This is a genomic window from Brevundimonas sp. (assembly GCF_036400995.1).
Classification (GTDB): Bacteria; Pseudomonadota; Alphaproteobacteria; order Caulobacterales; family Caulobacteraceae; genus Brevundimonas.
The window spans coordinates 27,307-50,256 of sequence record NZ_DASWWG010000018.1; the positions used below are offsets into that span (position 1 = coordinate 27,307).

Annotated in this window: 33 protein-coding genes, 1 tRNA gene and 1 pseudogene; 21 read left to right on the plus strand and 14 right to left on the minus strand. The window is 69.7% G+C overall.

Annotated elements, in window-relative coordinates:
* Positions 1 to 6 precede the first annotated feature (6 nt).
* The 4 genes from cpaB to VGE03_RS02615 form a co-directional block, all read right to left on the minus strand.
* Positions 7 to 930: a Flp pilus assembly protein CpaB gene (gene cpaB, locus VGE03_RS02600; RefSeq protein ID WP_331044911.1), complete on the minus strand. Its 924-nt coding sequence runs from the start codon at positions 928 to 930 to the stop codon at positions 7 to 9.
* 111 nt (positions 931 to 1,041) lie between these two features.
* Entirely contained in the window at positions 1,042 to 1,554 is a 513-nt protein-coding gene (locus tag VGE03_RS02605; protein ID WP_331044912.1) for a prepilin peptidase, read from the minus strand.
* A gap of 112 nt (positions 1,555 to 1,666) precedes the next feature.
* Positions 1,667 to 1,846, minus strand: a complete 180-nt coding sequence (locus VGE03_RS02610) for a Flp family type IVb pilin (RefSeq protein ID WP_331044913.1) — start codon at positions 1,844 to 1,846, stop codon at positions 1,667 to 1,669.
* Between the two features lie 233 nt (positions 1,847 to 2,079).
* Entirely contained in the window at positions 2,080 to 2,259 is a 180-nt protein-coding gene (locus tag VGE03_RS02615; RefSeq protein ID WP_331044914.1) for a Flp family type IVb pilin, read from the minus strand.
* Between the two features lie 293 nt (positions 2,260 to 2,552).
* Between VGE03_RS02615 and VGE03_RS02620 the strand changes: the two genes are divergently transcribed.
* The 3 genes from VGE03_RS02620 to VGE03_RS02630 are packed head-to-tail and all read left to right on the plus strand — an operon-like array spanning position 2,553 to position 4,051.
* Positions 2,553 to 2,963, plus strand: a complete 411-nt coding sequence (locus VGE03_RS02620) for a pilus assembly protein N-terminal domain-containing protein (RefSeq protein WP_331044915.1) — start codon at positions 2,553 to 2,555, stop codon at positions 2,961 to 2,963.
* Positions 2,964 to 2,993: 30 nt separating this feature from the next.
* Complete coding sequence (locus tag VGE03_RS02625; protein WP_331044916.1) at positions 2,994 to 3,518, plus strand: TadE/TadG family type IV pilus assembly protein; 525 nt, start codon at positions 2,994 to 2,996, stop codon at positions 3,516 to 3,518.
* On the plus strand, positions 3,515 to 4,051 hold the full coding sequence (locus VGE03_RS02630) for a TadE/TadG family type IV pilus assembly protein (protein WP_331044917.1): 537 nt from the start codon (positions 3,515 to 3,517) through the stop codon (positions 4,049 to 4,051). The genes VGE03_RS02625 and VGE03_RS02630 overlap by 4 nt, the downstream gene beginning before the upstream one ends.
* Here VGE03_RS02630 and VGE03_RS02635 read toward each other — a convergent pair.
* From VGE03_RS02635 to VGE03_RS02655, 5 genes are read right to left on the minus strand one after another with little or no spacing between them, the layout of a single operon-like run.
* On the minus strand, positions 4,048 to 5,331 hold the full coding sequence (locus VGE03_RS02635; RefSeq protein ID WP_331044918.1) for an anthranilate synthase component I family protein: 1,284 nt from the start codon (positions 5,329 to 5,331) through the stop codon (positions 4,048 to 4,050). The genes VGE03_RS02630 and VGE03_RS02635 overlap by 4 nt on opposite strands.
* Entirely contained in the window at positions 5,328 to 6,107 is a 780-nt protein-coding gene (locus tag VGE03_RS02640) for a tyrosine-protein phosphatase (RefSeq protein WP_331044919.1), read from the minus strand. The genes VGE03_RS02635 and VGE03_RS02640 overlap by 4 nt, the downstream gene beginning before the upstream one ends.
* An 18-nt stretch (positions 6,108 to 6,125) precedes the next feature.
* Positions 6,126 to 6,428 carry a transcriptional regulator gene (locus tag VGE03_RS02645; RefSeq protein WP_331044920.1) on the minus strand — a complete coding sequence of 101 codons (303 nt, stop codon included), beginning with the start codon at positions 6,426 to 6,428 and terminating at the stop codon, positions 6,126 to 6,128.
* A gap of 3 nt (positions 6,429 to 6,431) precedes the next feature.
* Positions 6,432 to 7,070, minus strand: a complete 639-nt coding sequence (locus VGE03_RS02650; RefSeq protein WP_331044921.1) for a hypothetical protein — start codon at positions 7,068 to 7,070, stop codon at positions 6,432 to 6,434.
* Between the two features lie 14 nt (positions 7,071 to 7,084).
* Positions 7,085 to 7,654, minus strand: coding sequence for a hypothetical protein (locus tag VGE03_RS02655; protein WP_331044922.1), 570 nt, complete (start codon positions 7,652 to 7,654; stop codon positions 7,085 to 7,087).
* Between the two features lie 182 nt (positions 7,655 to 7,836).
* Here VGE03_RS02655 and VGE03_RS02660 point away from each other — a divergent pair, with 182 nt between their 5' ends.
* Complete coding sequence (locus tag VGE03_RS02660; protein ID WP_331044923.1) at positions 7,837 to 8,574, plus strand: class I SAM-dependent methyltransferase; 738 nt, start codon at positions 7,837 to 7,839, stop codon at positions 8,572 to 8,574.
* Here the strand turns inward: VGE03_RS02660 and VGE03_RS02665 are convergent.
* From VGE03_RS02665 to tsaD, 3 genes are read right to left on the minus strand one after another with little or no spacing between them, the layout of a single operon-like run.
* Positions 8,571 to 8,945 (minus strand): Rieske (2Fe-2S) protein, encoded by a 375-nt coding sequence (locus VGE03_RS02665; protein ID WP_331044924.1) that lies wholly within the window; start codon positions 8,943 to 8,945, stop codon positions 8,571 to 8,573. The two genes, VGE03_RS02660 and VGE03_RS02665, sit on opposite strands and share 4 nt — an antisense overlap.
* A gap of 2 nt (positions 8,946 to 8,947) precedes the next feature.
* Entirely contained in the window at positions 8,948 to 9,946 is a 999-nt protein-coding gene (locus tag VGE03_RS02670; protein ID WP_331044925.1) for an NAD(P)H-dependent glycerol-3-phosphate dehydrogenase, read from the minus strand.
* A 9-nt stretch (positions 9,947 to 9,955) separates the two neighbouring features.
* On the minus strand, positions 9,956 to 11,095 hold the full coding sequence (tsaD, locus tag VGE03_RS02675; protein WP_331044926.1) for a tRNA (adenosine(37)-N6)-threonylcarbamoyltransferase complex transferase subunit TsaD: 1,140 nt from the start codon (positions 11,093 to 11,095) through the stop codon (positions 9,956 to 9,958).
* Positions 11,096 to 11,137: 42 nt separating this feature from the next.
* Here tsaD and hemC point away from each other — a divergent pair, with 42 nt between their 5' ends.
* From hemC to VGE03_RS02690, 3 genes are all read left to right on the plus strand, one after another.
* A complete protein-coding gene (gene hemC, locus VGE03_RS02680) occupies positions 11,138 to 12,085 on the plus strand; it encodes a hydroxymethylbilane synthase (RefSeq protein WP_331044927.1) in 948 nt (315 codons plus the stop codon).
* A gap of 20 nt (positions 12,086 to 12,105) precedes the next feature.
* The gene (locus VGE03_RS02685; protein WP_331044928.1) at positions 12,106 to 12,765 is read left to right on the plus strand and encodes a uroporphyrinogen-III synthase; all 660 of its coding nucleotides are present in this window, start codon (positions 12,106 to 12,108) and stop codon (positions 12,763 to 12,765) included.
* A gap of 42 nt (positions 12,766 to 12,807) precedes the next feature.
* Positions 12,808 to 12,883, plus strand: a tRNA-Thr gene (locus tag VGE03_RS02690).
* 14 nt (positions 12,884 to 12,897) lie between these two features.
* Here VGE03_RS02690 and VGE03_RS02695 read toward each other — a convergent pair.
* Positions 12,898 to 13,209, minus strand: a complete 312-nt coding sequence (locus tag VGE03_RS02695) for a DUF6916 family protein (protein WP_331044929.1) — start codon at positions 13,207 to 13,209, stop codon at positions 12,898 to 12,900.
* A 77-nt stretch (positions 13,210 to 13,286) separates the two neighbouring features.
* Here VGE03_RS02695 and VGE03_RS02700 point away from each other — a divergent pair, with 77 nt between their 5' ends.
* From VGE03_RS02700 to VGE03_RS02735, 9 genes and pseudogenes are all read left to right on the plus strand, one after another.
* Positions 13,287 to 13,772, plus strand: coding sequence for a GNAT family N-acetyltransferase (locus VGE03_RS02700; RefSeq protein ID WP_331044930.1), 486 nt, complete (start codon positions 13,287 to 13,289; stop codon positions 13,770 to 13,772).
* Positions 13,773 to 13,864: 92 nt separating this feature from the next.
* Positions 13,865 to 14,416, plus strand: a complete 552-nt coding sequence (locus VGE03_RS02705; protein ID WP_331044931.1) for a phage tail protein — start codon at positions 13,865 to 13,867, stop codon at positions 14,414 to 14,416.
* 103 nt (positions 14,417 to 14,519) lie between these two features.
* Positions 14,520 to 14,669: pseudogene (locus VGE03_RS16535) on the plus strand (helix-turn-helix domain-containing protein); the annotation flags it as partial.
* Between the two features lie 112 nt (positions 14,670 to 14,781).
* Positions 14,782 to 15,057 carry a hypothetical protein gene (locus VGE03_RS02710; RefSeq protein ID WP_331044932.1) on the plus strand — a complete coding sequence of 92 codons (276 nt, stop codon included), beginning with the start codon at positions 14,782 to 14,784 and terminating at the stop codon, positions 15,055 to 15,057.
* An 8-nt stretch (positions 15,058 to 15,065) separates the two neighbouring features.
* Complete coding sequence (locus VGE03_RS02715) at positions 15,066 to 15,191, plus strand: hypothetical protein (protein WP_331044933.1); 126 nt, start codon at positions 15,066 to 15,068, stop codon at positions 15,189 to 15,191.
* Between the two features lie 34 nt (positions 15,192 to 15,225).
* The gene (locus tag VGE03_RS02720) at positions 15,226 to 15,690 is read left to right on the plus strand and encodes a hypothetical protein (protein WP_331044934.1); all 465 of its coding nucleotides are present in this window, start codon (positions 15,226 to 15,228) and stop codon (positions 15,688 to 15,690) included.
* A 55-nt stretch (positions 15,691 to 15,745) separates the two neighbouring features.
* Complete coding sequence (metK, locus tag VGE03_RS02725; protein WP_331044935.1) at positions 15,746 to 16,936, plus strand: methionine adenosyltransferase; 1,191 nt, start codon at positions 15,746 to 15,748, stop codon at positions 16,934 to 16,936.
* A gap of 103 nt (positions 16,937 to 17,039) precedes the next feature.
* Positions 17,040 to 17,747 carry a tRNA (guanosine(46)-N7)-methyltransferase TrmB gene (trmB, locus tag VGE03_RS02730; RefSeq protein ID WP_331044936.1) on the plus strand — a complete coding sequence of 236 codons (708 nt, stop codon included), beginning with the start codon at positions 17,040 to 17,042 and terminating at the stop codon, positions 17,745 to 17,747.
* Between the two features lie 64 nt (positions 17,748 to 17,811).
* Positions 17,812 to 18,324 carry a DUF1993 domain-containing protein gene (locus tag VGE03_RS02735; RefSeq protein ID WP_331044937.1) on the plus strand — a complete coding sequence of 171 codons (513 nt, stop codon included), beginning with the start codon at positions 17,812 to 17,814 and terminating at the stop codon, positions 18,322 to 18,324.
* Here VGE03_RS02735 and VGE03_RS02740 read toward each other — a convergent pair.
* Entirely contained in the window at positions 18,321 to 18,818 is a 498-nt protein-coding gene (locus VGE03_RS02740; RefSeq protein ID WP_331044938.1) for a hypothetical protein, read from the minus strand. The two genes, VGE03_RS02735 and VGE03_RS02740, sit on opposite strands and share 4 nt — an antisense overlap.
* Positions 18,819 to 18,911: 93 nt before the next feature.
* Between VGE03_RS02740 and VGE03_RS02745 the strand changes: the two genes are divergently transcribed.
* The 5 genes from VGE03_RS02745 to VGE03_RS02765 all read left to right on the plus strand — a co-directional run.
* Complete coding sequence (locus VGE03_RS02745; protein ID WP_331044939.1) at positions 18,912 to 19,328, plus strand: hypothetical protein; 417 nt, start codon at positions 18,912 to 18,914, stop codon at positions 19,326 to 19,328.
* Between the two features lie 130 nt (positions 19,329 to 19,458).
* Positions 19,459 to 20,004, plus strand: a complete 546-nt coding sequence (rimP, locus tag VGE03_RS02750) for a ribosome maturation factor RimP (protein ID WP_331044940.1) — start codon at positions 19,459 to 19,461, stop codon at positions 20,002 to 20,004.
* A gap of 2 nt (positions 20,005 to 20,006) precedes the next feature.
* Positions 20,007 to 21,737 carry a transcription termination factor NusA gene (gene nusA, locus VGE03_RS02755; protein WP_331044941.1) on the plus strand — a complete coding sequence of 577 codons (1,731 nt, stop codon included), beginning with the start codon at positions 20,007 to 20,009 and terminating at the stop codon, positions 21,735 to 21,737.
* A gap of 18 nt (positions 21,738 to 21,755) precedes the next feature.
* Positions 21,756 to 22,424, plus strand: coding sequence for an RNA-binding protein (locus VGE03_RS02760; protein WP_331044942.1), 669 nt, complete (start codon positions 21,756 to 21,758; stop codon positions 22,422 to 22,424).
* Positions 22,425 to 22,514: 90 nt separating this feature from the next.
* Positions 22,515 to 22,950, plus strand: a 436-nt coding sequence (locus VGE03_RS02765; RefSeq protein WP_331044943.1) for a translation initiation factor IF-2 associated domain-containing protein, incomplete at its 3' end; no start/stop codon positions are given.

Genomic DNA, 22,950 nt, shown 5'->3' on the forward strand with positions numbered 1-22,950 from the left:
GGCGTTTCATTGGACCACCACCACTTCCGGGGCGCCGCCGCGATAGACGCGAACGGCGGACGACTGCATGCGACGGGCGGGCGCGACGGCGCCGGACGGACCGCCGGTGTCGGCGTAGGAGCGCAGGACGAGGCTGAGTTCGCCCTCGGACTTGGCGAGGGCCAGGGTCTCGGCATCACGCGGACCGACCTCGAGGGTCGCGGTCGCGCCGATCACGGCCTGTTCGTCGTCGCCGGCGCGGGTCGACTGGTCGATGGCCAGGACCTTGATGTTCTGCATCACGGTGGCCGAGGTGAATTTCGACCGCTCGCCCTCGGTGGCGCCGGCGTTCGACAGATTGGTTTCGCGGGTCAGGACCACGTCCACGCGGTCGCCCGGAAGGATGAAGCCGCCGGCGGCGGTCTCGACCGTCACGCGGATGGCCATGGCGCGCATGCCCGGCTCCAGATAGGCGGCCATGTAGCCGCTGTCGCCCGCGCGGACGATCTTGCGCATGACGATGGGCTCGCCGGCCAGAATGGGTTCGCGGACGACCGAACCGACATAGTCGGCCTTGGCCCCGCCGGTGGCGAGGTCGGTCGCGGCGCGGGTGACCGAGGCGACGGCGCCTTCGGGCCGTTCGTCAGCCGGCGCGGCTTCGGCGGGGGCGGCGGCGCCCGGCACCGGCACGGAGCCGTCGGTGATGAAGACCGGATTGACCTCGTCAACGGGCCAGTCCTTCCACTCCATGTCGGCTTCGGTCAGGCGTTGGCCAGGCTGGAGATCCTTGGCGGCCACCAGAACCTTGGCCATCGGGCGCGTCTCGGCCGGCTCCGCGGCGGCGACGGCGGCGGGCTGGCCCGAGGGCGAGCCCATCGCACGCACGACCAGCGCCAGGCCGATGGCGGCCACGGCGGCGATGCAGATCACGATGATACGGGCAGGCTTCATCGACGGTCTCCGGCGGGCGATCCCGGACACGTGAATCGGTCCTTCGGCCCCCTACCGTTAACGACCATGCCGGGTGCGGGTTAACGCGGACCTAAGTCGCCCGCGCCGCGATCAGCCAACGATGAAAAGCGCCAGCAGGGGCGAGGCCGGATAGGCCAGGAGCGCGCCGGCGGCGATGGCCACGCCGTACGGAATGTCGCCCCGCGGCTCCATCAGGTGAACCACCCAGCCCGGGCCGCCCATCAGATAGGGACGCAGCTGGGCGCGGGCCATGATCAGGAACAGGCAGAACAGGCCGCCCATCAGACCGGTGTAGACCAGGAACATGCCCGAGCCCTGCAGCCCCAGCCACAGGCAGGCCGCTGCCATCAGCTTGGCGTCCCCACCACCGATCCAGCGCAGGGCGAACATCCCCATCCCGACCAGCAGGGCGCCGAAGGCGACGGCCATGTGTACACCGATCTCGACCGGCGACAGGCCGACCGACACCGCCGCCGGGAGGAAGCCGGCGATCAGGGCCAGCGAGATCCAGTTGGGGATCCGCATGGTGGTCAGGTCATTGAGCCCGCCGACGATGACCAGCATGGGCATGATGGCGAGGAGGAGCAGGGTCAGGGTGTCCATGAAGGATCTTCTGACACAGGTGCGGTTAAGACCCCGTTGCCCCGGACAGCAAAAGGGCCGGGGCGTTTCCGCCCCGGCCCTTCGCCGGTTTCACGACCGTGGTTGGCCCCGCTTACTCGCCCGGGGTGCCGCCCATGCCGGTCACGACTTCGTTGAACTTCGCCTTGATGGTCGCGCCCAGGGCCGTGACGGCCGAGATGATCACGACGGCGATCAGGGCGGCGATCAGGCCGTACTCGATGGCGGTGGCGCCCGATTCATCGGACATGAATTTCGAAACGAACTTGGTCATCTGGTTTCCCTTCCCGGATGGGTCGACTGAGGAGACAGTCGGGGAAGCCGGTCGCCCGTCTTGCCCCCCTGAACATCACCACCGTGCCTCGTTCAGGTTAAACCCGCGCGTACGAATGTGTTTACCGCGAGGTTTACAGATCACCGAAGTAACGGCGCCGTCCCGAAACGAGATGAGGGCCGGGACGTTTCCGCCCCGGCCCTCACCGGTTTCAAGACCGTGGGTGACCCGGCTTATTCGCCCGGGGTGCCGCCCATGCCGGTCACGACTTCGTTGAACTTCGCCTTGATGGTCGAACCCAGGGCCGTGACGGCCGAGATGATCACGACGGCGATGAGGGCGGCGATCAGGCCGTACTCGATGGCGGTGGCGCCCGACTCGTCGGACATGAACTTCGAAACGAACTTGGTCATGGTCTTTGATCCTTCAGGACAAGAGGTGTTGCGAGCTAACTGACGCGGGGGGAGCCGGCAGCCCGCTTGACCCCCAAAACGCAGGATGGTTATCGCCCGGATGGGTTAAAACCCGGTCTGCGGTCTTGGTTACTGGCCGGTTTACTCTAAAAAACTGCGGTGAAGCCGGTACAGCCCCGTCACGACAGCGCTTCGAACGCCGCTGAACCGGCGATTTCAGACTTTCTTGAGGATTGCGGCGGCAGTGTCCGGACCACGCTCACGCGCGCGCCCGTTCATTGGAAGTCGTCGCCATGTCCCATCCGATCCGTCTCGCCGCCGCCCTGGCCGCCGCCGCCGTTCTGGCCGCCCCGGCGATCGTCGCGGCGCAGTCCGCCAGCCTGAATGTCGAGATCGATCAGGCCCGCCGCGTCCAGCTGCGCGGTCCGGCCGGCTCGGTCATCGTCGGCAACCCGGCCATCGCGGACGTCACCGTCGTGGACGCCAACACCCTTTACATCACCGGCAAGGGCTACGGCGTGACCGAGGTCGTGGCCGTGGACCCCGTCGGCCGCACCGTCTTCCAGAGCCAGGTCGTCGTCACCGCCGGCGACGGCGGCGGCCGTGTCCGCGTGTGGCGCGGCGCCCAGGCGACGGAGATGGCCTGCGCCAGCTCCTGCTCGCCCTCGGTCCGGAGCTCCGGCGCCGCCGAAACCAACCCGTAAGGCCCGGTGACGGCCGCCCGCCTCAGGCAGATGACCCGAACCCGGCGCGCGCGGCGTGACCGGATGCGGGCCCGCGAGGGCTCCAGCGCGGTCGAGTTCGCCATGGTCGCCCTGCCCTTCTGCCTGATGATGTTCGCCATCCTCGAGCTGGGCCTCGTCTTCGTGACCGACTCGGTTCTGGAGAACGCCACCATCGAGACGGGCCGTCTGGTCCGCACCGGTCAGGCCAGCGCCCGCGGCATGGACGCCGCCCAGTTCAAGTCCGCGGTCTGCGCCCGGATGAGCGTCTTCTCCGCCGACTGCCCGACCCGCCTGAGCATCGATGTGCGGGTGATCCCGCAGTTCAACACCACGCCGCCCGATCCGATGGCCGGCGAGACCTTCAATGACGGCGCCCTGACCTATTCGAACGGCCTGCCCGGCGATCTGGTGCTGGTACGCGCCTGGTACAAGCAACCGCTGCTGACGACCTTCATGTCGCAGGGCCTGTCCCGGCTGAAGGACGGCACCGTGCGTCTGACCGCGACCACCGCTTTCAGGAACGAGCCGGCATGATGCGTCTGTCTGTCCTGCGTCGGCTGGCGAGCGATGACCGGGGCATCTCGGCCGTCGAGTTCGCCCTGCTGGCTCCGGTGGTGATCGCCTTCTACATGGGGCTGTCCGAGTTCTGTCAGGGCTACATGGCCCAGAAGCGGATGGGTCACGTCTCGGCCATGGTCGCGGATCTGGTCGCGCAGGAGGAGGCGGTGACCCCCGACACCCTGGACGACATCTTCGACATCGGCGGCCTGATCATGAAGCCGTTCAGCACCGCGACCCTGAAGCAGCGGGTGAGCAGCGTCACCCGCACCGGCAACCAGACCAAGGTCGACTGGAGCCGGGGCGACGGCATGACCGCCCTCGGCAAGGGCGACGTCGTCACCATGCCGGCCGACCTGCTGGCCGACGGCCAGAGCGTGATCATGTCCGAGGCGACCTATGACTATGACTCGCCGGCGGACTATCTGCTGCCGCGCCTGACCCGCTTCTCGCACACCTACTATCTGCGCCCCCGGACCACCGACAAGACGACCTGCGCGACCTGCTAGGGCCCGGTCAGGGCCTCGCGGAGGGCGCGGATCTTGGCTTCGGTCTCGGCCAGTTCGGCGGCGGGGTCGCTGTCGGCGACAATGCCCGCCCCGGCCAGGGTGCGGAAGCGCCAACCCTCCCCGTCCCGATCAAAGGCGGCGGTCCGGATCAGGACCGAGGCCGTCAGCCGTCCGTCGGCGATGTGGAACAGGCTGCCGCACCAGGGGCCGCGCGAAGGCTCATGGGCGGCGATGACCTTCATGGCCTGATGCTTGGGCGCGCCGGTGATCGAGCCGGGCGGGAAGGTCGCCTCCAGCAGGTCGGCGGGACCGACGCCGGGCGCGGCGCGGGCGACGACCGTCGAGACCAGATGGTGCACGGTCGGCAGGGGCTCGACCTCGAACAGGCGCTCGACCTCCACCGAGCCGGGGACGGCGGCGCGGGCCAGGTCATTCCGCATCAGGTCGACGATCATCAGGTTCTCGGCCCGGTCCTTGGCGCTGGCCCGCAGTTCGGCGGCGAGGCCGGCGTCGCGGGCGGGGTCCGGATCGCGCGGACGGGTGCCCTTGATCGGCCGGGTCTCGATCCGGTCGCCGTCGAGGGTGAGGAAGAGCTCGGGCGAGTTGGAGACAAGGGCCCGGTCGCCGAGACGCCAGTAGGCGCCGTAGGCGGAAGAGCGTCCGGCGAGGCGAAGCAGGACGTCGAACGGATCGGCCCCCGGATGCAGCCGCCCGGTCCAGGCCCGGGCGATGTTGGCCTGGAAGAGTTCACCCGAGGCGATGCGGGCGACGACGTCGGTGACGGCGGCCTCGTAGGCGGCGGGCGGGGCCTCGGGGTCGAGGCTGTCGGCGGGCGGCGAGGGCGTGACCGGCTCGACGGCGGCGGCGAGCCAGTCTTCGGCCAGATCGGCGGCGGCGGTCGCGGCCCGCGGGTCGTCGCCACGACCGACGGCGAAGACCTGTCGGCTCTCGTGGTCGAAGGCCAGCATGGCCGGGTAGCGGGCCAGCATCAGGTCGGGCCAGACCGACGGGCGCGGACCGGTGGCGGGACGGGCGCCGGCGTCATAGGCGAGCAGGCCGACCACGCCGTCGGCGAAGTCGGGGTCGCGCAGCCGGTCCAGCCCGGCTTCCATCGGCTCGACGATCACCCGGTCCGGGTCGCCGGCGACGAAGGACCAGCGGCCCAGCGGGCCGCCGTCCGAGATCAGGGCGAGCGCCCCGTCGCGTTCGCGCAGGCCGGCGGCGGCGGCGAGAGGCTCGCGCCACGGCAGGGGGCGGCGCTCGACCGCACGGAAGGTCACGCCGACAGCCGCTCGCCGATGCGGTCGCGTAAGCGCGCGTCCACGCCCAGCGCCTGTTCGAGATAGGCGTCGATGGACCCGTAGCGGGCCTCGATTTCGGCGATGGCGGTCTCGAGATAGACCGGCTCGACCCCGAGGAAGGCGACGACGGCGTCGTGGGCGGCGGGGCGGCCGGTGACCTTTTCCAACTGGCGGGCGACCTTGGGAGCCATGCCTTCCAGGTCCACGGCCGTATTGGTCAGCAGGTAGTCGGCGATCAGGTCGTCGCGGTGCACGCCGAGCAGGTGATGGGTCAGGGCGGCCAGGGTGCCGGTGCGGTCCTTGCCCGCCGTGCAGTGGATCAGGACGGCCCCCTCCCCTTCGCCGAGGGCGCGGAAGTAGCGGGCGAACAGGTCGAGGTGGGCGGGCTCGAACGGCAGGGCGCGATAGATGCCGGTCATGAAGGTGCGCCCCGCGTCCACGGTCAGGTCAGCAGTGCGCAGGAAGCGGATGTGGGGCGCCTCACCGTCGGGGCCGAGGTCGCTGTCCAGCACCTGACCGGCCCAGCCGAGCGGGCGTTTCGACGGCTGGTCGCGACGCTCGCCGGGACGGCGGAGGTCGACGATCGTGCCGATGCCGAGCGCGCCGAGGCGTTCGAGATCGGCGTCCGACACCCGCGCCTGATGGGCCGAGCGGAACAGACGGCCCCGGGCGATCCGGCGGCCGGCGGCAGTGTCGTAGTCGCCGTAGTCCCGGAAGTTGTCGAGCGCGTCGAAGCGATGGATGCGATCCGTCATGGCATCGCTCTAGCCCGTTCAGCCCTTGCCGACGAGCCCCTGCATGGCGTCCAGATAGGCGATGAAGGCCTTACGGCCCTCGGGGGTCATCGCCGCCTCGGTCAGGGGCTTCCGCCCCTCGAACCGCTTGGTGACGGCGACGAAGCTGGCGTCCTCAAGCTTGCGCAGATGGACGGACAGATTGCCGTCGGTCGTCTGCAGCCGGGCCTTCAGGGTGTTGAAGTCGGCGGTCTCCACCCCTGACAGGACGGCCATGATGCCCAGCCGCACCCGGCCGTGGATGACGTCGTCGATGCGACTGATGTCGAACTCTTCCGCCATGGCTCAGGCCTGTTTCGCGCGGCGCATCAGCAGGAAGCCCGGCAGGGCCATCAGCAGGAAGAGGGCGGCCGCGTAGCCGAGATACTGTGCCGCGGTTCCGGCCAGGACGCCGAGGAGCGGGGCGGCGATGAAGGAGGCGACGCCGAGGATCCAGAGTCGGCCGGACTTGAGCATGGCCGCCGTCACCGACCAGCCCATGCCGTAAAAGACCAGGATGATCGACGGGATCAGCCAGAAGATCAGGCCGTTCTGGTCGGCGCCCAAGCGGATGGTCACGGCCAGCATCGAGGCGAAGAGGGTGAAGATGCCGATGCCGACCCCGGCCCAGACGGTGGCGATGGCGCGCTGGCCCGCGGTGCGCACGCCGGAAGCGCGACGCAGGCGCAGGATCAGGACGAAGTTGACGATCAGGAACAGGCCGGTGGCGATCAGCCACTCCATGCCTGCCCCGGTGAAGGGGGCCGGGATCACGCCGACCATGTGCGACCAGTGCAGCAGGCTGGTCAGGCCGTAGATGAGGCCCGCGGCCAGCAGGATGGAGGCGCCGCGCATGGGGGCGGTCCCGTTCTCCTCGGCCAGCTGGCGCAGCCAGGCGATGTCGGCCTGGCCGGTGATCGGGGCGTTGTCTGAGTCGTGGGTCATGACGGTCTCTTGTTTCAGGCCTTGCGGCCGGACGCCAGCCAGGCGCCGGGAATGAGGACGAAGGCGAACAGGGCGCAGGCGTAGACGAGGCTGCGGATCGGGCTGTCCAGGACGGTCGCCGCGAGCCCGGCGGCGCACAGGGCGCCGAGCGCCGGCCCCATCATCCAGCCGCGCCGGGCGCGAACCGCCGCGACGGTCCAGGCGACGGCGTACAGGCTGATGCCGACGGGGGTCATCCAGTACATGGTGGTGAAGTCGCCCCGGGCGAACGAGACCGCCAGAAGGGTCAGGGCCGCGCCGATGGTGGCGGCGATGCCGAGCCGCGACCAGCCGGCGGCGCGACGCCCCGCCTCCCCGCCCGAGCGGCGCAGGCGGAACAGGGTGGTGAGAAAGATCGTCACGGCGATCGGCCAGCTGAGCGACAGGACCGCCGGATGGAGCGGCAGCAGGCCGCCCTGCACCCCGTACTGGAACAGATTGGCCAGGCCGAACACAGTCCCGGCGAGAAGCAGGACGCGCCCGGCCGCGACCGCGAGGGTCGGACCGGGAGAGGCGGCTGAGACGGGCAGGACGGCGGCGGTCATGAGGTGTTCCTGAAAACGACAGGGACACAGTGCATGAAGGACTTTGTTTTGTAAAGTACGGTTCGGGACTGACCCCGACGAGGGTGGGAAGGGTGTGGGAAGAAGAGGTGTGGGGTGTGGGGGGGTGGAGCATCCGCACCCGCGTCTTGCCCCCTTCCGCGTCGCGCGCCACAACCTTCGCCATGAGCACCAGCTATAATCGCATCGCCTATGAGGCGCTGGAGGTCTGCAACGGGGTGACCCTTCAGGCGGTCGAAGACGTCTTGGCGCGGGCGGCGCCGAAGCCCGGCGGGCGGGCCGCGGATGTCGGAACCGGCAACGCGACGGTGGCGATCCGGCTGGCGATGGCGTTCGGCCTGAAGGTGACGGCGATCGAGTATGACCCGGTCATGGCCGGTCTGGCGCGCGAAAGGATCGCGGCGGCCGGGGCCGACGTCGATCTGGTCGTCGGGGCCGCGGCGGAGGCGCTGGCGGACCTGCCGGCGCTGGACCTGATCACCGCCCTGGGGACGACCAACATCAACGGCGAGGGGCGGCCGACGCCCGAAGTCGGATTCGCCTTCCTGAAGACCCGGCTGGCGCCGGGCGGCCATCTGCTCTGGGGCGATCTGGTGTGGATCGCCGAGCCCCCGCCCCCGTTGCGACAGGTCGCCGAGGCAACCAATCAGTACACGGACGATACAGGCTGGAAGGCCGCCGCCGAGGCCGCCGGGTTCGAGGTGATCTGGTCCGAGGTGTCGCCGCAGACGGTGTTCGACGCCTATGCGGCGGCCGCGGACGGCGCGGCGCGCGACTGGCTGGCGGCAAATCCCGACGCGCCGGAAGCGGCGGCGGTGCAGGCCGTGGCCGACCGGGTGAAGATGGTGCTGGAGTTCGGCCGCCCGTTCATCGGCTTCGGGCTTTATCTGCTGAAGGCCTAGGCCGTCCGTATAATCCCGTTGACCGCGGCCACCGGCCAGGGGGTCAGGCGACCGCCCGCGCACGGGCCGCCGGTGCATTCGCCGGTCAGGGGCTCGAACACCGCCCCGTGCCAGCCGCACAGGATCAGCGACCCGTCCGGCGTCAGATAGCGGTCCAGCTCGACCGCGAGCGGGAAGCCCTGATGCGGGCAGCGATCGACATAACCCGCCACCTGCCCGTCCTTGCGCACCACGAAGCCATGGAAGAAGGCCTCGCCGATCTGCAGCACGAAGGCGCGCGAGCCCGGATCGGCGATGTCGCCCTCGGCGCAGAGCGCGACGTTGGGCGGGGTCTTCCATACCCGTTTCCGCTCAGCCTGAACTTCGGACACGGTCAGTCCCGTTCGGCGCGGAGCGGACGCGACAGCAGGTTGTCGATCACCTGATCCACCGTGGTCTGGCCGCTCAGCAGATCGGCCACCGCCAGCGAGATCGGCATGTCGACGCCCATCTTCGTCGCCAGTTCGCGAACCGCGGGCGCGGACTCATAGCCCTCGGCCACCGACCGCTTTCCGGCCAGCGCCTGCTCGACGGTCTGGCCCTGTCCCAGGGCGAGGCCCAGGCTCATATTGCGCGACTGCGGGCTGGAGCAGGTGAGGACCAGATCGCCCAGACCGCAGAGACCAGCGACGGTCTCGGCCTGCCCGCCCAGCGCCACGCCGAGACGGGTCATTTCGGCGAAGCCGCGGGTGATGATGGCCGCGTGGGCGCTGCGGCCGAGCCCCTTGCCCTCGCTCATGCCGCAGGCGATGGCGAGCACATTCTTGATCGCCCCGCCGACCTCGGCGCCGATCAGGTCGGTGGCGAGATAGGGCCGGAAGGCCGGGGCCGAGAGAGCCGCCATCAGAGCCTCGCCCAGACCTTCGTCGGCGCAGGCCAGGGTGACGGCGCTGGGCAGGCCGCGGGCGACTTCGCCGGCGAAGCTGGGGCCCGACAGGACGGCGATCGGGGCCGCCGGCAGGGTTTCGGCCAGGACGTCGGTCATCAGCTTGAGCGAGCCGCGCTCGATCCCCTTGGAACAGAGCACCACCGGCACGTCCGCCCGGTGATGGGCGGCGAAGGCGGTCAGGGTGGAGCGCATATGCTGGGCCGGCGGCACGGCCAGGATGACGTCGCAGTCGGCCAGATCGGCCAGTTCGGACGTGACCGAGATGCGCTCGCTGAGGGTGACGCCGGGCAGGAAGGCCTCGTTGACCCGGCGCGCGCGGATGCTGTCGACCACATCGGCCTCGCGCGCCTGCAGCAGGACGTCCAGTCCCGCGCAGCTGGCCACCTGCGCCAGGGCCGTGCCCCATGCGCCGGCGCCGATCACCCCTGCCCGTTTGAATTCCATACCCGTCCCTTAAGCCTTCGCACCCTTGCGGCCCGGCTTGTGGGCCGGGTCGGCGAGCGCCTTCTGTTCATCCAGCGGCCAGCGTGGGCGGGCCGCCGTATCGATATCCGACACCAGACCCTTCCGCAGACGCTCGGCGCCCGCAAGAGCGATCATGGCCGCATTGTCCGTGCAATAGGCCATCGGCGGGGCGAGGAAGGCGAATCCGTTCTTCGTCGCCACCGCTTCCAACGTCGCACGGACGGTCTTGTTCGCCGCGACTCCCCCCGCCACCACGAACAGGCGGTTGGCGTTATGCTCAGCATACTCCTTCAGCGCCCGGTCCGAGCGTTCGCCGAGCTGGCGGGCGATGGCGGTCTGGACGGCGTCGGCCAGGTCGGCCTTGTCCTGTTCGGTCTCGCAGGTGGCGGCGAGGCGCGAGGCGGCGGTCTTCAGCCCCGAGAAGGAGAAGTCGCAATCCTTGCGGCCCAGCAGGGCGCGGGGCAGGTCAAAGCGGGCGCCGTCGCCGGAGGCGGCCAGTTTCTCCAGCGCCGGACCGCCGGGATAGCCGAGGCCCAGGGCCTTGGCGATCTTGTCGAAGGCCTCGCCGGCGGCGTCGTCGATGGTAGTGCCCAGCCGGGTCATGTCCCCGACCCCGCGCACCTCCAGCAGCTGGCAATGGCCGCCCGAGACCAGCAGCAGCAGGAAGGGATAGGCCACCGGCTGCCCCAGACGGGCCGAGACCGCGTGCCCCTCCAGATGGTTCACCGCCACCAGCGGCAGGTCGCGGGCCAGGGCGACCGCCTTGCCGTAGCTGAGCCCCACCATGACGCCGCCGACCAGGCCCGGCCCGGCGGTGGCGGCGACGCCGTCCAGCTGGCCGTAGTCCAGCCCGGCCTCGGCCATGGCGCGGCGGGTGACGCCGTCGATCATCTCCACATGGCTGCGGGCCGCGATCTCGGGCACCACGCCGCCGAAGGCCGCGTGATCGTCGATCTGGCTGTGCACCACGGACGACAGGACGGTCGCCGCGCCGTCCGGCGTCAGGCGCACCACCGAGGCGGCGGTCTCGTCGCAGCTGGTCTCGAGACCCAGCACGGTCAGCACCGCGTCACCCGAGGCGGTTGTCCGGCCCGGTTCGCTGCTATAGTCGGCGGCGACTTCATTCATCCGGGCCGAGGTAGCGACCCGGCCGGACCCGCGCAACGCCTCATGACCTTTCCCATCCGCATCGGCACCCGTCGTTCGAAGCTGGCCCTCACCCAGTCGGGCATGATGCAGCGGGCCATCGGCCGGGCCATGGGCGTGGCCGACGCCGATCTGGCCGAGGCCGTGCCGCTGGTCGAGATCGTCACCACCGGCGACCGGGTGCAGGATCGCCGCCTGCTGGAGATCGGGGGCAAGGCCCTGTTCACCAAGGAGATCGAGGAGGCGCTGCTGGACGGCCGCGTCGATGTGGCGGTCCACTCGATGAAGGACGTGCCCGCCGAACAGCCGCCCGGCCTGTGCATCGCCGCCGTTCCCGAGCGTGAAGACCCGCGCGACGCCTTCATCAGCACGAATTTCGCATCGTTCGACGACCTGCCCATGGGGGCCGTGCTGGGCACCGCCTCTCTGCGGCGACAGGCGCAGGCGCTGGCCCTGCGGCCCGACCTGAAGATCGAGATGCTGCGCGGCAATGTGGACACGCGGCTGAAGCGGCTGGCGGACGGGGATTTCGACGCCATCCTGCTGGCGACCTCGGGTCTGAACCGGCTGGGCTTTGACGCGGTGATCCGCGAGCGGCTGTCGCTGGACGCCTTCCTGCCGGCGCCGGGTCAGGGGGCGCTGGCGCTGCAGACCCGCGAGGGCGAGAGCGCCGCCTGGGTCGCAGCCCTGAACCATCCGCTGACCGCCCTGGCCGTGGCCGCCGAGCGCGGGGCGATGACCGCGCTAGAAGGCTCGTGCCGCACCGCCATCGGCGCCCATGCCGAAATCGGTGAAGGTCATTTGCGTTTGACCGTCGAGATGCTGGCCCCGGACGGCTCGGCCCGCTGGCGTCGCGCCGGCGAACTGGTCGATGTGACCTCGGCAGAGGCTGAGGAGGCCGCGCGGGGGCTGGGCCTGCGGTTGGGCGGCGAGGTGCACGCCGCCGCCGGCGACCAGAGGATCGACCTCTGACGGGCGTCCGCCGCATCTGGGTGACCCGGACCGAGCCGGGCGCCTCGCGCACGGCGACGCGGCTGGCGGCGCGCGGCTTCGAGCCGCTGATCGCCCCGGTGCTGGCCGTCCGACCGATCATCCAGCCCGCGCCCGATCTGGCCGGGTTCAGCGCTCTCGCCTTCACCAGCCCGAACGGGGTGGCGGTCTTCGCCGACCTGAGCGCGGACCGGTCCCTGCCCGTCTTCGCCGTGGGCGACGCCACCGCCGAGCGGGCGAAGCAGGCCGGCTTCACGACTGTCGCTTCGGCCTCCGGCGCCCTGTCGGATCTCGCCTGGCTGATCGCCGGAGAGGCCACGGGCCGGGTGCTGGTCCCCGGCGCCCGCGAACCGGCGGGCGACCTGGACGCCCTGCTGAACCGGGCGGTCGAGACCGTGATCCTGCCGGTCTATGAGGCGACGGAGACAAGGGCGAAGCCGCCGGAGTCCTTCGACGCGGTGCTGGCCCACTCGCCGCGGGCGTCGCAGGCGGTGGCGAGGGCGCTGGGACGGACCGGGGGCGCCGGACGGCTGGCGGTGGCCATTTCGGCGGCCGCGGCGGCGCCGCTGGCGGCGGCCGGATTCGCCGAAATCCGCACCGCCGGAGAACCAACCGACGCCGCCGTGCTTCTGGCGCTTGGCAATCCGGCGGCCCGCGTATAAAGAGCCCCTCTCGCGCGGTCGGCCAGCCCCTCCGCGAACCGGGCCGCTTTAGCTCAGCCGGTAGAGCACCTCATTCGTAATGAGGGGGTCGCGTGTTCGAGTCACGCAAGCGGCACCACCTTTCCCGACGTCCTAGTTGAACACCGCGTGGTACTGACGCCGCGGGCCGGGGGCGGTTTGCGTGGGGATCAGGTGGATCTGGACCGCCTCGGCGTCGGGGCCCGGGCGCATCATGTAGTGGCCCTCGACCAGCAGATCCGTCCACGGCGTGCTGAAGATCAGGACGAAGGGATCCCGCGCCCCGGGCATGCCGCCGCGCAGGTCATCGACCTGGTCCAGCTGGATGGAGATGGCCTTGGGCTGGGTGTCGACCTCCCACTGGCGACCGACGAACGGCCGGAAATGCCAGGCCTGAAGGATGACGGGTGGCGTTTCGGTCAGCATGGCGTTTCCCCCGACGCCGGTTGGTCCGGCGCACGAACCTATGGTGCATGTTCGCACGAAGTCTGCAATCTGAAGCTATGGATGGGAACGACATCGGCGACGGGATCACGCTGCGGGCGGAGCAGGCCGGGGACGCCGCCTTCGTCGACGCCCTGACGCGCGGGCAACTGGGCGAAGGGCTGGGCGGCCTGATGGACGGTCCGCTGCTGGAGATGCAGCTTCGATCCCGCGCGGCCACGCTGGCGCACCGGTTCCCCGACCTGGGGCGTGAGGTCGCCTGGATGGGCGATGCCCCCGTCGGCAGCCTGCTGACCACTCCCCTCGGCGGGACCCTGCACGTGGTCGAGATCATCATCGTCCCGGCGTGGCGGCGACAGGGTCTGGCCCGACGGATGCTGGAGGCGGTGATCCGGCGGGCGACGGCGGACGGGCGGGATGTGACGGCGATGATCTACGTCTCCAACACCGCGTCCCTGGCCCTGTTCTCGACCTGCGGCTTCAGCCTCGAACGCGCGGACGGCGAGGCCCAGACAACGGCCCGGCTAAGAACCCGTCACAACTGAAGATAGTGGATGGCGCGCCCGACAACCTGTGCCATAGGTTGCGCCCGTAGAAAGATTCGCGTTCTGCGAACTCATCACGGAGGGGAAATTCCATGGATGTCTTTACCGGGACGATTCTCGGCTTCGGCTTCAATTTCGCGCCGCGCGGTTGGGCCATGTGCTGGGGTCAGGTCATCTCGATCGCCCAGAACACCGCCCTGTTCTCGCTGCTGGGCACGACCTACGGCGGCAACGGCCAGACCACCTTCGCCCTGCCGAACCTGAGCGGACGCACGGCGATCGGCTGGGGTAACGCCGGCGGCGGCCTGTCATCCTACAACATCGGCGAGGTGGCCGGCACGGAGACGACGACCCTGCTGACCACCAACATGCCGGCGCACAGCCATGCCATCAATGTGAACACCGGGGCGGCGACCACCAATGCGCCCGGCAACACCCTGTACCTCGGCCAGTCGGACGGCTCGGACCCGGGCACCGGCAATCCGGTGACGGTCAACATCTACACCCCGACCGCGCCGAACGCGCAGCTGTCCCCGACCGCGATGAGCATCGTCGGCGGCAGTCAGCCCTTCAACAACCTGCAGCCCTATCTGGCGATCACCTACTGCATCGCGCTGCAGGGCATCTTCCCCAGCCGGAACTGATCGCCGCGCCACACGGTAACGACAGATCGACCGTCCGAACGACGGTCGGTCTGGACGGCCTGACGCGGACCCCCTAGTCAGGACCGCAGTATCGGAGCGGTCTATGTCGCCAGGGCTCAGCGCGCGTCAGGAAGAATGTCTGAGGCTTACCGCCTTCCTGACCGACAAGGAGATCGCCGCCCGGCTGGGCCTGTCGGAAGCCACCGTCAAGAAGCACGTGCATGAGGCCTGCCGCCGTCTGGGCGTTAACCGGCGCAAGGCGGCCCTGGCCCTGCTGGAACGAAAAGTACCAGAGGCTACGAAAGACCCCATTGGCGACCCGGCCGGACCGCCGTCATCTGCCCCGCAAGTCAGGGAGACAGATGATGATGGACGCGCAGAAGCGGCCCCTCCCCCAGTGGACCTGGGAGGACCTAGAAGCGGCGCTGGACGGCTTCAGCAGCCTGGGCGCCAACGATCCGGTGCGGGCGCACCTGATGCGGGGCCTGGCCGCCGACGCGGAGCGGGCGTCGCCGAGGGAACTGCTGCAGCAGGTGCTGAGCGCGGGCTGGGTGATGGCGCAGGTGGGAGCGCAGAGCCCCGTGCAGAACCACGGCTCGGATATCGCCCCCCGCCACGCAACTGGGGTGTCCGTATCCTGATCATCGTGGTGATGGTGGTTCTGGCGGCGGTTATGATGCGGGCCATCGCGGACAGCATCGTCGCCTATCAAAGCCAGGTGCGCCTGATCGACGAAAACGTCACACGAAGCCAGGCCCAGGCGTCGACCCCTTGAGGTCGGACCGGGCTCCGCCTGAAGGGAGGGGGTCATGGCGCCGTTCCAGCTTTTCTATCTGCTTCTCAGCCTGATCGTCTTCGCCGTCGCCTGGATGCGCGGCGGCCACACCGAGCGCGCGGGCGTGGCGATCTTCGTCTTCGCCTTCCTCGCCAGCTTCATGCTGCAGCCGTTGACCCTGCATCATTTCCGCCTGGGCGAGTCGCTGGTCGATCTCGCCTTCGTGGCCGCCCTTGTGTGGCTGGCGCTGCGCCGTGACCGCTGGTGGACGCTGGCGGCCGCGGCCTTCGGCGCGCTGACGATGATCGCCCATGCCCTGGTGTTCGTGACGCCGGACCTGACCCCGGCCCTGATCCGGATGGACGTGGCCTCGCGCTGGGGGATCGGGGTGCTGATGATCCTGTGCCTGGGCGGCGGCGTGGTCGAACGCTGGATGGCCGGGGAGCAGCCGGTGAGCGCCAACGCCCGCTGGCGGCGCATCGCGCCGAGGGCGACTTGAACATATAAGCATGTCTTTATATGTTTGACGGACCTTTCCCCCTGAGGAGCCCGTCTTGTCCCGCACATCCTTCCTGTTCACCTCGGAAAGCGTCTCCGAGGGCCACCCGGACAAGGTCGCCGACCGCATCTCGGACACCGTGGTGGACCTGTTCCTGTCGAAGGACCCGGAAGCGCGTGTGGCGTGCGAGACCCTGACCACGACCAACCTGGTCGTTCTGGCCGGTGAAATCCGCGGCAAGGGCATCTGGGAGAATGACGGCTGGGCCCCGGGGATCGAGGCCGAGATCGAGGCCGCCGTCCGCGCCGCCGTGCGCGACATCGGCTACGAGCAGGACCAGTTCCACTGGAACACCTTCGAGTTCATCAACCGCCTGCACGGCCAGTCGGTGGACATCGCCGTCGGCGTGGACTCGACCAGCGAGAAGGATGAGGGCGCGGGCGACCAGGGGATCATGTTCGGCTACGCCTCGAACGAGACCCCGGAGCTGATGCCGGCGACCCTGGCCTACAGCCACCGCATCCTGAAGAAGCTGGCCGAACTGCGCCACGCGGGCGGTTCGATCCTGGAGCCGGACGCCAAGTCGCAGGTCACCCTGCACTATGAGGACGGCCGGCCGGTGCGCGCCACCTCGATCGTCGTCTCGACCCAGCACGCCAAGGGCAAGACCCAAGCCGAGGTCGCCGCCGTGGTCAAGCCGGTGGTCGAAGGCGTCCTGCCGCAGGGCTTCATCACCAACGAAACCGTCTGGCACATCAATCCGACCGGCATCTTCGAGATCGGCGGACCGGACGGCGACTGCGGCCTGACCGGCCGCAAGATCATCGTCGACACCTACGGCGGCGCGGCCCCGCACGGCGGCGGCGCCTTCTCGGGCAAGGACCCTACCAAGGTGGACCGCTCGGCCGCCTACGCCTGCCGCTATCTGGCGAAGAACGTCGTGGCCGCCGGCCTGGCCGACCGCTGCACCATCCAGATCAGCTACGCCATCGGCGTGGCCAAGCCGCAGTCGATCCACGTCGACCTGCACGGCACCGGCAAGATCGCCGAGGCGGTTCTGGAAGAGAAGATCCTGGGCCTGATCGGCGGCGCCACCCCGCGCGCCATCCGCGAGCACCTGGGCCTGAACAAGCCGATCTACGCCCGCACCACGGCCTACGGCCACTTTGGCCGCGAGCCCGACGCCGACGGCGGCTTCTCGTGGGAGCGGACCGATCTGGTGGAGCAGCTGAAGGCGCTCGCCTGATGGCCTGACGAGGTTTGAGGGTCGAGGGTCGGGGGTCGAGGGATTGACGCCCGCCTTCCTCGCCCCTCGCCCCTCGCCCCTCGGCGCGCTATAGGCGCGCCCCATGTCCTCCGATAACGACACCTCCAACTCCCCGACCTGGGGTCCGCTGCGCTCGTTCGGGCGGATCAAGTCGCGCACGCTGAAGCCGCGGCAGGCCGCGCTGTTCGACACCCTCCTGCCGACCCTCGCCGTCCCGGACCCCAATGCCGGACCGATCGATCCGCAGGCCCTGATGCCCGGCGCGAAGGAAGTCTGGCTGGAGATCGGCTTCGGTGGCGGCGAGCATCTGGCGGCCCAGGCGGCGCGTCACCCGGACACCCTGATGATCGGCTGCGAACCCTTCCTGAACGGCGTCGGCTCGGCCCTGCGCCACATCGAGGACGGCGCGCTGAAGAACGTTCGCCTGCACGCCGACGACGCGCGCGACGTGATGAAGGCCCTGCCCGACGCCTCGCTGGACCGGGTGATGATCCTGTTCCCCGACCCCTGGCACAAGGCGCGCCACAACAAGCGCCGCCTGATCCAGGACGAGAGCGCCGCCGAGATCGCCCGCCTGCTGAAGCCCGGCGGCCGCCTGCGGTTCGTGACGGACTGGAAGGATTACGCCGAATGGGCGCTGGAGCGTCTGGAGCGGACGCCGGGTCTGGAATGGACGGCCGACCGCGCCGCCGACTGGAAGACCGCGCCGGAGGATCACGTCGTCACCCGCTACGAAGAGAAGAAGCTGGGCGACACGGAACCGCTGTTCCTCGAGTTCGTCCGGGTCTGACGCCGGCTATGGCCTTCCGCCGGGAAGCGGCGCAGTAAGCCGGAAAACCCAAAGGGAGGACGCCATGACCTTTTCCATCCAGGACGCCGCCTCGCCCGTCTTCGTGCGTGGGCTGAACAGCCTGTCCCACCTGCTCGACAAGGCCGCCGCGGCCGGGCTGGACGAGGCGGAGCTGATGGAGGCGCGGCTGGCGCCGGACATGCTGCCCTTCCCGGCGCAGATCCGCATGGCCGCCTTCTCGGCCCGCAGCGCCGTGGCCCGCCTGACCGGGCAGGCGTGGCCGAAGACCGATGACAAGGAAGCGACGCTGGCGGAGCTGAAGGCCACCGTGGACCTGTCGATCGCCTTTATCGAAGGGGTCGACGCCGCGGCGTTCGAGGGGGCCGAGACGCGCCGGGTCGAGCTGCGCTTCCCGGGCGTCGAGCTGGATTTCGAAGGCGCCGGCTATCTGACCAGCTTCGCCATCCCGAACTTCTATTTCCACGTCAGCATCGCCTACGCCCTGCTGCGGGCGCGCGGCGTGGTGCTGGGCAAGCGCGACTATCTGGGCAAGCTGGCGCTGCTGCCGACCGCCTAGGCGGGGGTCTTCAGCCGGGCGGCGAAGGCCTTGACGAAGGCGTATTGCTCGTCGGTCTCGGGCACCGGGCGGCCGCGCGCGCGGCCGACGCGCAGGATGGCCTCGTCGGCGTTCATCCCGCCCGCGATCAGGGCGCAGATGGCCAGAGACGGGGCGCGGCCCAGACCGGCGCGGCAGTGGATGACGATGGCCTGGCCCGACCGCAGACGACCGTCGATGGCGCGGGCGACACGGGCGTAGTGCTCGATATTGCCCGGCAGGCCGTGGTCGACGATGGGGAAGTTGTAGAAGCCGACGCCGTGGCGTTCGGCCGCCGCGCCCTCTTCGGCCAGACCGAATTCGGCGGCCTCGTCCGGCTCCAGCAGGCTGACCACATGGTCGACCATGCCGCGATGCAGGTGTTCCATCTGCCCGTCCAGGGCGTCGCCGCCGTCGGGCTTGCGCGACACCCCGAGACGCCCGGGGGTGTCGAGACCAATCCAGTAGACTTTCATCAGGGCTGTTTCTGACGCTCCGGCGCGGCAAAGGCAATCGGCGTTCGCGCGGACGGTTCGCACGGCCGCGGACCGGCGCTATAGCGTGGCCGTATGCGCTTCCTGATCGAGATCGTCAGCCTGCTGATCGCGGCCGCCATCGGGGCGGCCGTCAGCCTGGTCGTGCTGGCGGCGATCCTGCTGGGCCTGCCCGGTCCCGCCGGAGTGCTGCGCTCGATGGGCGGGACGGTGCTGTGGACGGCGTTCGTCATCGCCGGCACCGCCTTCTGGCCCTTCGTGGCGGCGGCCGGGGCGTCACGCCTGATCGCCGGGGCGCTGGATCATCCGCGCGACTGGCGACGGACCGGCCTGTACGCGGCGGGCCTGATGGGGGCGATCACCGGCTGGATGAGCGTCATCGGCGCGACGGGCGGCCTGATGTTCGCGGCGGCCGCGGTCGCCGGCGGCGGCGTGGCCGGGGCGGCGGCCACCCTGCTGGTGAACCGGGCGACGACGCGGCAGGTGAACTGACAGCCCTTCCCACGGGCCGCCGAAGGGTCTATATGCCGCCCCACATCGTTAGACCGGCGTCCGACGGCGCCGTTTGAAGCGGCGGCCCTCGGAAGGCCAGCCGCTTTTGTTTTGCCCGGGACCAGACCGCTTGAAGGCCAAGACCGCAGAAGACCGCCAGCTGCTTGAGCTGATCGAACCCATCGCCGAAAGCCTGGGTCTCGAGGTCGTGCGCGTGCGCCTGATGGGCGGGACCCAGCGCCGCCGCCTGCAGATCATGGCCGAGCGCGCCAGCGACCACGACATCTCGGTCGAGGAATGCGCCCGCCTGAGCCGCGCCGTGTCGGAGGTGTTCGACGCCGCCGACCCGATCGCCGGAGAATATCTGCTGGAGGTCTCGTCGCCGGGCATCGACCGCCCGCTGACCCGCTTCACCGACTTCGACCTGTTCGAGGGCTATGAGGCGCGTCTGGAGACCGACCGGATGGTCGAGGGCCGCAAGCGCTTCAAGGGCGTGCTGGCCGGGACCGACGAGGACAATATCGCCATCGACCTGGAGGGGGAGGAAGACACCGCCCTGATCCCGTTCGAGTGGCTGGTCGACGCCAAGCTGGTGCTGACCGACGACCTGATGAAGGCCGGCGCCGAAAAACGCGCCGCCCGCAATGACGACACCCCTTCCGAGGCTGAGGACTGAACATGGCTGTTGGCGTTTCCGCGAACCGTCTCGAACTGCTGCACATCGCTGATGCGGTCGCGCGCGAGAAGAACATCGACAAGGAGATCGTCATCGAGGCGATCGAGGAAGCGATCCAGAAGGGCGCCAAGGCCCGTTACGGCGCGCACCACGACATCCGCGCCAAGATCGATCCGAAGACCGGCGAGCTGACCCTGACCCGTCACGTCACCATCGTGGCCGACGACTGGCAGCCGGAAGACGAGCTGGAAGAGTTCAACGACAGCGCCATGGTGCGCCTGCGCGACGCCTCCAAGCGTGACCCGGAAGCCGAGGTCGGCAAGGAATACGTCGAGCACCTGCCGCCGTTCGAGTTTGGCCGCGTGCAGACCCAGATGGCCCGCCAGGTCGTGACCGGGAAGGTCCGCGAGGCCGAGCGCGCGAACCAGTACGAAGAGTTCAAGGACCGCGTCGGCGAGATCGTCAACGGCACCGTCAAGCGCGTCGAATACGGCAACACCATCGTCGATCTGGGCCGTGGCGAAGGCATCATGCGCCGCAACGACTCGATCCCGCGCGAAGCCTTCAACATCGGCGACCGCATCCGCACCTACATCTACGATGTGCGCCCGGAAGCGAAGGGCCCGCAGGTCATGCTGTCGCGCTCGCACCCGGGCTTCATGGCCAAGCTGTTCGCGCAGGAAGTGCCGGAAGTCTACGACGGCGTGATCGAGATCCGCGCCGCCGCCCGCGACGCCGGCTCGCGCGCCAAGATGGCCGTGCTGTCGAACGACTCCTCGATCGACCCGGTCGGCGCCTGCGTCGGCATGCGCGGCTCGCGCGTGCAGGCGGTCGTCGCCGAGCTGCAGGGCGAGAAGATCGACATCATCCAGTGGAACAACGACGAGCCGACCTTCATCGTGAACGCCCTGGCCCCGGCCGAGGTGTCGAAGGTTGTGCTGGACGAGGAAGCCGACCGCGTTGAAGTCGTGGTGCCGGACGAGCAGCTGTCGCTGGCCATCGGCCGCCGCGGCCAGAACGTCCGCCTGGCCTCGCAACTGACCGGCTGGCAGATCGACATCATCACCGAGTCGCAGGACTCGGAACGCCGCCAGAAGGAATTCACCGAGCGCACCGCCCTGTTCCAGGAAGCCCTGGACGTGGACGAGGTCATCGCCCAGCTGCTGGTCACCGAAGGCTTCGCCACGGTGGAAGACCTGGCCTTCGTGGAAGCCTACGAAATCTCGGAGATCGAGGGCTTCGACGAGGAGACCGCCGAGGAGCTGCAGGCCCGCGCCCGCGACTTCCTGGACCGCAAGGCCGCCGAGCTGGACGCCAAGCGCACCGAACTGGGCGTCGAGGACGGCGTGCTGGAAGTGCCGGGCGTGACCCTGGCCATGGCCGTCGCCCTGGGCGAAGGCGGGGTGAAGACCGTCGAGGACCTGGCCGACCTGGCCACCGACGAAATCCGCGGCGGCTATGAAGTCCGCAACGGCGAACGCGTGAAGGTCCCGGGCGTGCTGGAAGCCTTCAACCTGGCCCAGGAAGACGCCGAACTGCTGATCCTGCAGGCCCGCGTGGCCGCCGGCTGGATCGACGCCTCGGAACTGCCGCAGCCGGAACCCGAGCCGGAATATGAGGAAGAATACGCCGACGGCGAATACGACGCCGACGCCGTCTTCTCGACCCCCGCTTCGGCCGGAACGGCTGAAGAGGCTCCGGCGGACGACGCCGACCAGCCCGAAAACGCGTGATGGGAGCCCCCGCCGTCCATGAGCTTGCGCGACGCAACGATCGATAGGGAACGCCGGGACCTGGTGACGCACCAGGTCATGGATGAGTCTCGTCTGATCCGTTTCGTCGCCGCTCCGGACGGCGGGGTCGCCCCCGACCTCGCGCGGAAACTGCCCGGCCGCGGCCTGTGGGTCGCCGCCGACCGCGCCTCGATCGAGGCGGCGGTGAAGAAGAACCTGTTCAGCCGCGCGGCGAAGGCCCCGCTGAAACCGGCCGCCGACCTGGCCGACCTGGTCGAATCCCTGCTGATCAGACGCTGTCTCGAGCAGCTGGGTCTTGCCCGGCGCGAAGGCGTGCTTATCTCGGGCTACGAAAAGTCGGCCGCCGCGATCCGCTCCGGAAAGGCCGCGTGGATCGTCGAGGCGGCGGACGGGTCCGCCGACGGCCGCGGCAAGCTGCTGGCCCTCGCGAAACACCAGACGCCGCCCCCCAAAGTGTGCGGGGCGTTCTGCGCTGACGATTTGAGTTTGGCCCTCGGGCTGGAAAATGCGATACACGCCGTCCTGCTAGAGGGCGGGCGGGCCGATCGCTGGACCTTCGAGGTCGAACGACTGGCGGGATTTCGACCGTTGACGCCCCCGCAGTGGGGCGACGAGGCGGCTGAGGCCCCGAATGGATTTTCAGACGGGCGGGGCTCCGCTCCCTGAGGGGGGCGGAGTTCCGCACGGCTTTTTGTGTTTGGCGAACCCAGTTTGGAATGGGCCCGGGACTGCCCCGGGTCAAAGTAAAGCGACCGGATGACTGACGAGAACGACAAGACCAACGACGGCAAGACGACCCCTTCCTCGACGGGGCCGCGCGCGCCGCTGAGCCTGAAGCCCCGGACGGCGGGATCGGTTTCGACCGGCACCGTGCGCCAGAGCTTCAGCCACGGCCGCACCAAGACCGTGGTGGTCGAAACCAAGCGTCGCGTGGGCGCCGCCCCGGGCGCGGGTCACCAGCGTCCGCAGGGCTTCGACGTCGCGCGTCCGAGCACCCCGGCCCCTGCCCCGCAGGCGCCGCGTCCGGCCGCGTCCTCCGACGGCAACCTGTCCCAGTCGGAGCAGGAAGCCCGCCGCCGCGCGATCGAACTGGCCACCGCCCAGCAGGCCGAGCGTGAACGCGCCGCCGCCGAGGAGCGCGCCCGCAAGGACGCCGCCGCTCGCGAACAGGCCGCCGCCGCCGAGCGCGCCG

Bases quoted from the DNA above. Each gene is read 5' to 3' on its own strand.
- cpaB (WP_331044911.1), bottom strand. From the start codon at position 930: ATGAAGCCTGCCCGTATCATCGTGATCTGCATCGCCGCCGTGGCCGCC.
- VGE03_RS02605 (WP_331044912.1), bottom strand. From the start codon at position 1,554: ATGGACACCCTGACCCTGCTCCTCCTCGCCATCATGCCCATGCTGGTC.
- VGE03_RS02610 (WP_331044913.1), bottom strand. From the start codon at position 1,846: ATGACCAAGTTCGTTTCGAAATTCATGTCCGATGAATCGGGCGCCACC.
- VGE03_RS02615 (WP_331044914.1), bottom strand. From the start codon at position 2,259: ATGACCAAGTTCGTTTCGAAGTTCATGTCCGACGAGTCGGGCGCCACC.
- VGE03_RS02620 (WP_331044915.1), top strand. From the start codon at position 2,553: ATGTCCCATCCGATCCGTCTCGCCGCCGCCCTGGCCGCCGCCGCCGTT.
- VGE03_RS02625 (WP_331044916.1), top strand. From the start codon at position 2,994: ATGACCCGAACCCGGCGCGCGCGGCGTGACCGGATGCGGGCCCGCGAG.
- VGE03_RS02630 (WP_331044917.1), top strand. From the start codon at position 3,515: ATGATGCGTCTGTCTGTCCTGCGTCGGCTGGCGAGCGATGACCGGGGC.
- VGE03_RS02640 (WP_331044919.1), bottom strand. From the start codon at position 6,107: ATGACGGATCGCATCCATCGCTTCGACGCGCTCGACAACTTCCGGGAC.
- VGE03_RS02645 (WP_331044920.1), bottom strand. From the start codon at position 6,428: ATGGCGGAAGAGTTCGACATCAGTCGCATCGACGACGTCATCCACGGC.
- VGE03_RS02650 (WP_331044921.1), bottom strand. From the start codon at position 7,070: ATGACCCACGACTCAGACAACGCCCCGATCACCGGCCAGGCCGACATC.
- VGE03_RS02655 (WP_331044922.1), bottom strand. From the start codon at position 7,654: ATGACCGCCGCCGTCCTGCCCGTCTCAGCCGCCTCTCCCGGTCCGACC.
- VGE03_RS02660 (WP_331044923.1), top strand. From the start codon at position 7,837: ATGAGCACCAGCTATAATCGCATCGCCTATGAGGCGCTGGAGGTCTGC.
- VGE03_RS02670 (WP_331044925.1), bottom strand. From the start codon at position 9,946: ATGGAATTCAAACGGGCAGGGGTGATCGGCGCCGGCGCATGGGGCACG.
- tsaD (WP_331044926.1), bottom strand. From the start codon at position 11,095: ATGAATGAAGTCGCCGCCGACTATAGCAGCGAACCGGGCCGGACAACC.
- hemC (WP_331044927.1), top strand. From the start codon at position 11,138: ATGACCTTTCCCATCCGCATCGGCACCCGTCGTTCGAAGCTGGCCCTC.
- VGE03_RS02695 (WP_331044929.1), bottom strand. From the start codon at position 13,209: ATGCTGACCGAAACGCCACCCGTCATCCTTCAGGCCTGGCATTTCCGG.
- VGE03_RS02700 (WP_331044930.1), top strand. From the start codon at position 13,287: ATGGATGGGAACGACATCGGCGACGGGATCACGCTGCGGGCGGAGCAG.
- VGE03_RS02705 (WP_331044931.1), top strand. From the start codon at position 13,865: ATGGATGTCTTTACCGGGACGATTCTCGGCTTCGGCTTCAATTTCGCG.
- VGE03_RS02710 (WP_331044932.1), top strand. From the start codon at position 14,782: ATGATGGACGCGCAGAAGCGGCCCCTCCCCCAGTGGACCTGGGAGGAC.
- VGE03_RS02720 (WP_331044934.1), top strand. From the start codon at position 15,226: ATGGCGCCGTTCCAGCTTTTCTATCTGCTTCTCAGCCTGATCGTCTTC.
- trmB (WP_331044936.1), top strand. From the start codon at position 17,040: ATGTCCTCCGATAACGACACCTCCAACTCCCCGACCTGGGGTCCGCTG.
- VGE03_RS02735 (WP_331044937.1), top strand. From the start codon at position 17,812: ATGACCTTTTCCATCCAGGACGCCGCCTCGCCCGTCTTCGTGCGTGGG.
- VGE03_RS02740 (WP_331044938.1), bottom strand. From the start codon at position 18,818: ATGAAAGTCTACTGGATTGGTCTCGACACCCCCGGGCGTCTCGGGGTG.
- VGE03_RS02745 (WP_331044939.1), top strand. From the start codon at position 18,912: ATGCGCTTCCTGATCGAGATCGTCAGCCTGCTGATCGCGGCCGCCATC.
- nusA (WP_331044941.1), top strand. From the start codon at position 20,007: ATGGCTGTTGGCGTTTCCGCGAACCGTCTCGAACTGCTGCACATCGCT.
- VGE03_RS02760 (WP_331044942.1), top strand. From the start codon at position 21,756: ATGAGCTTGCGCGACGCAACGATCGATAGGGAACGCCGGGACCTGGTG.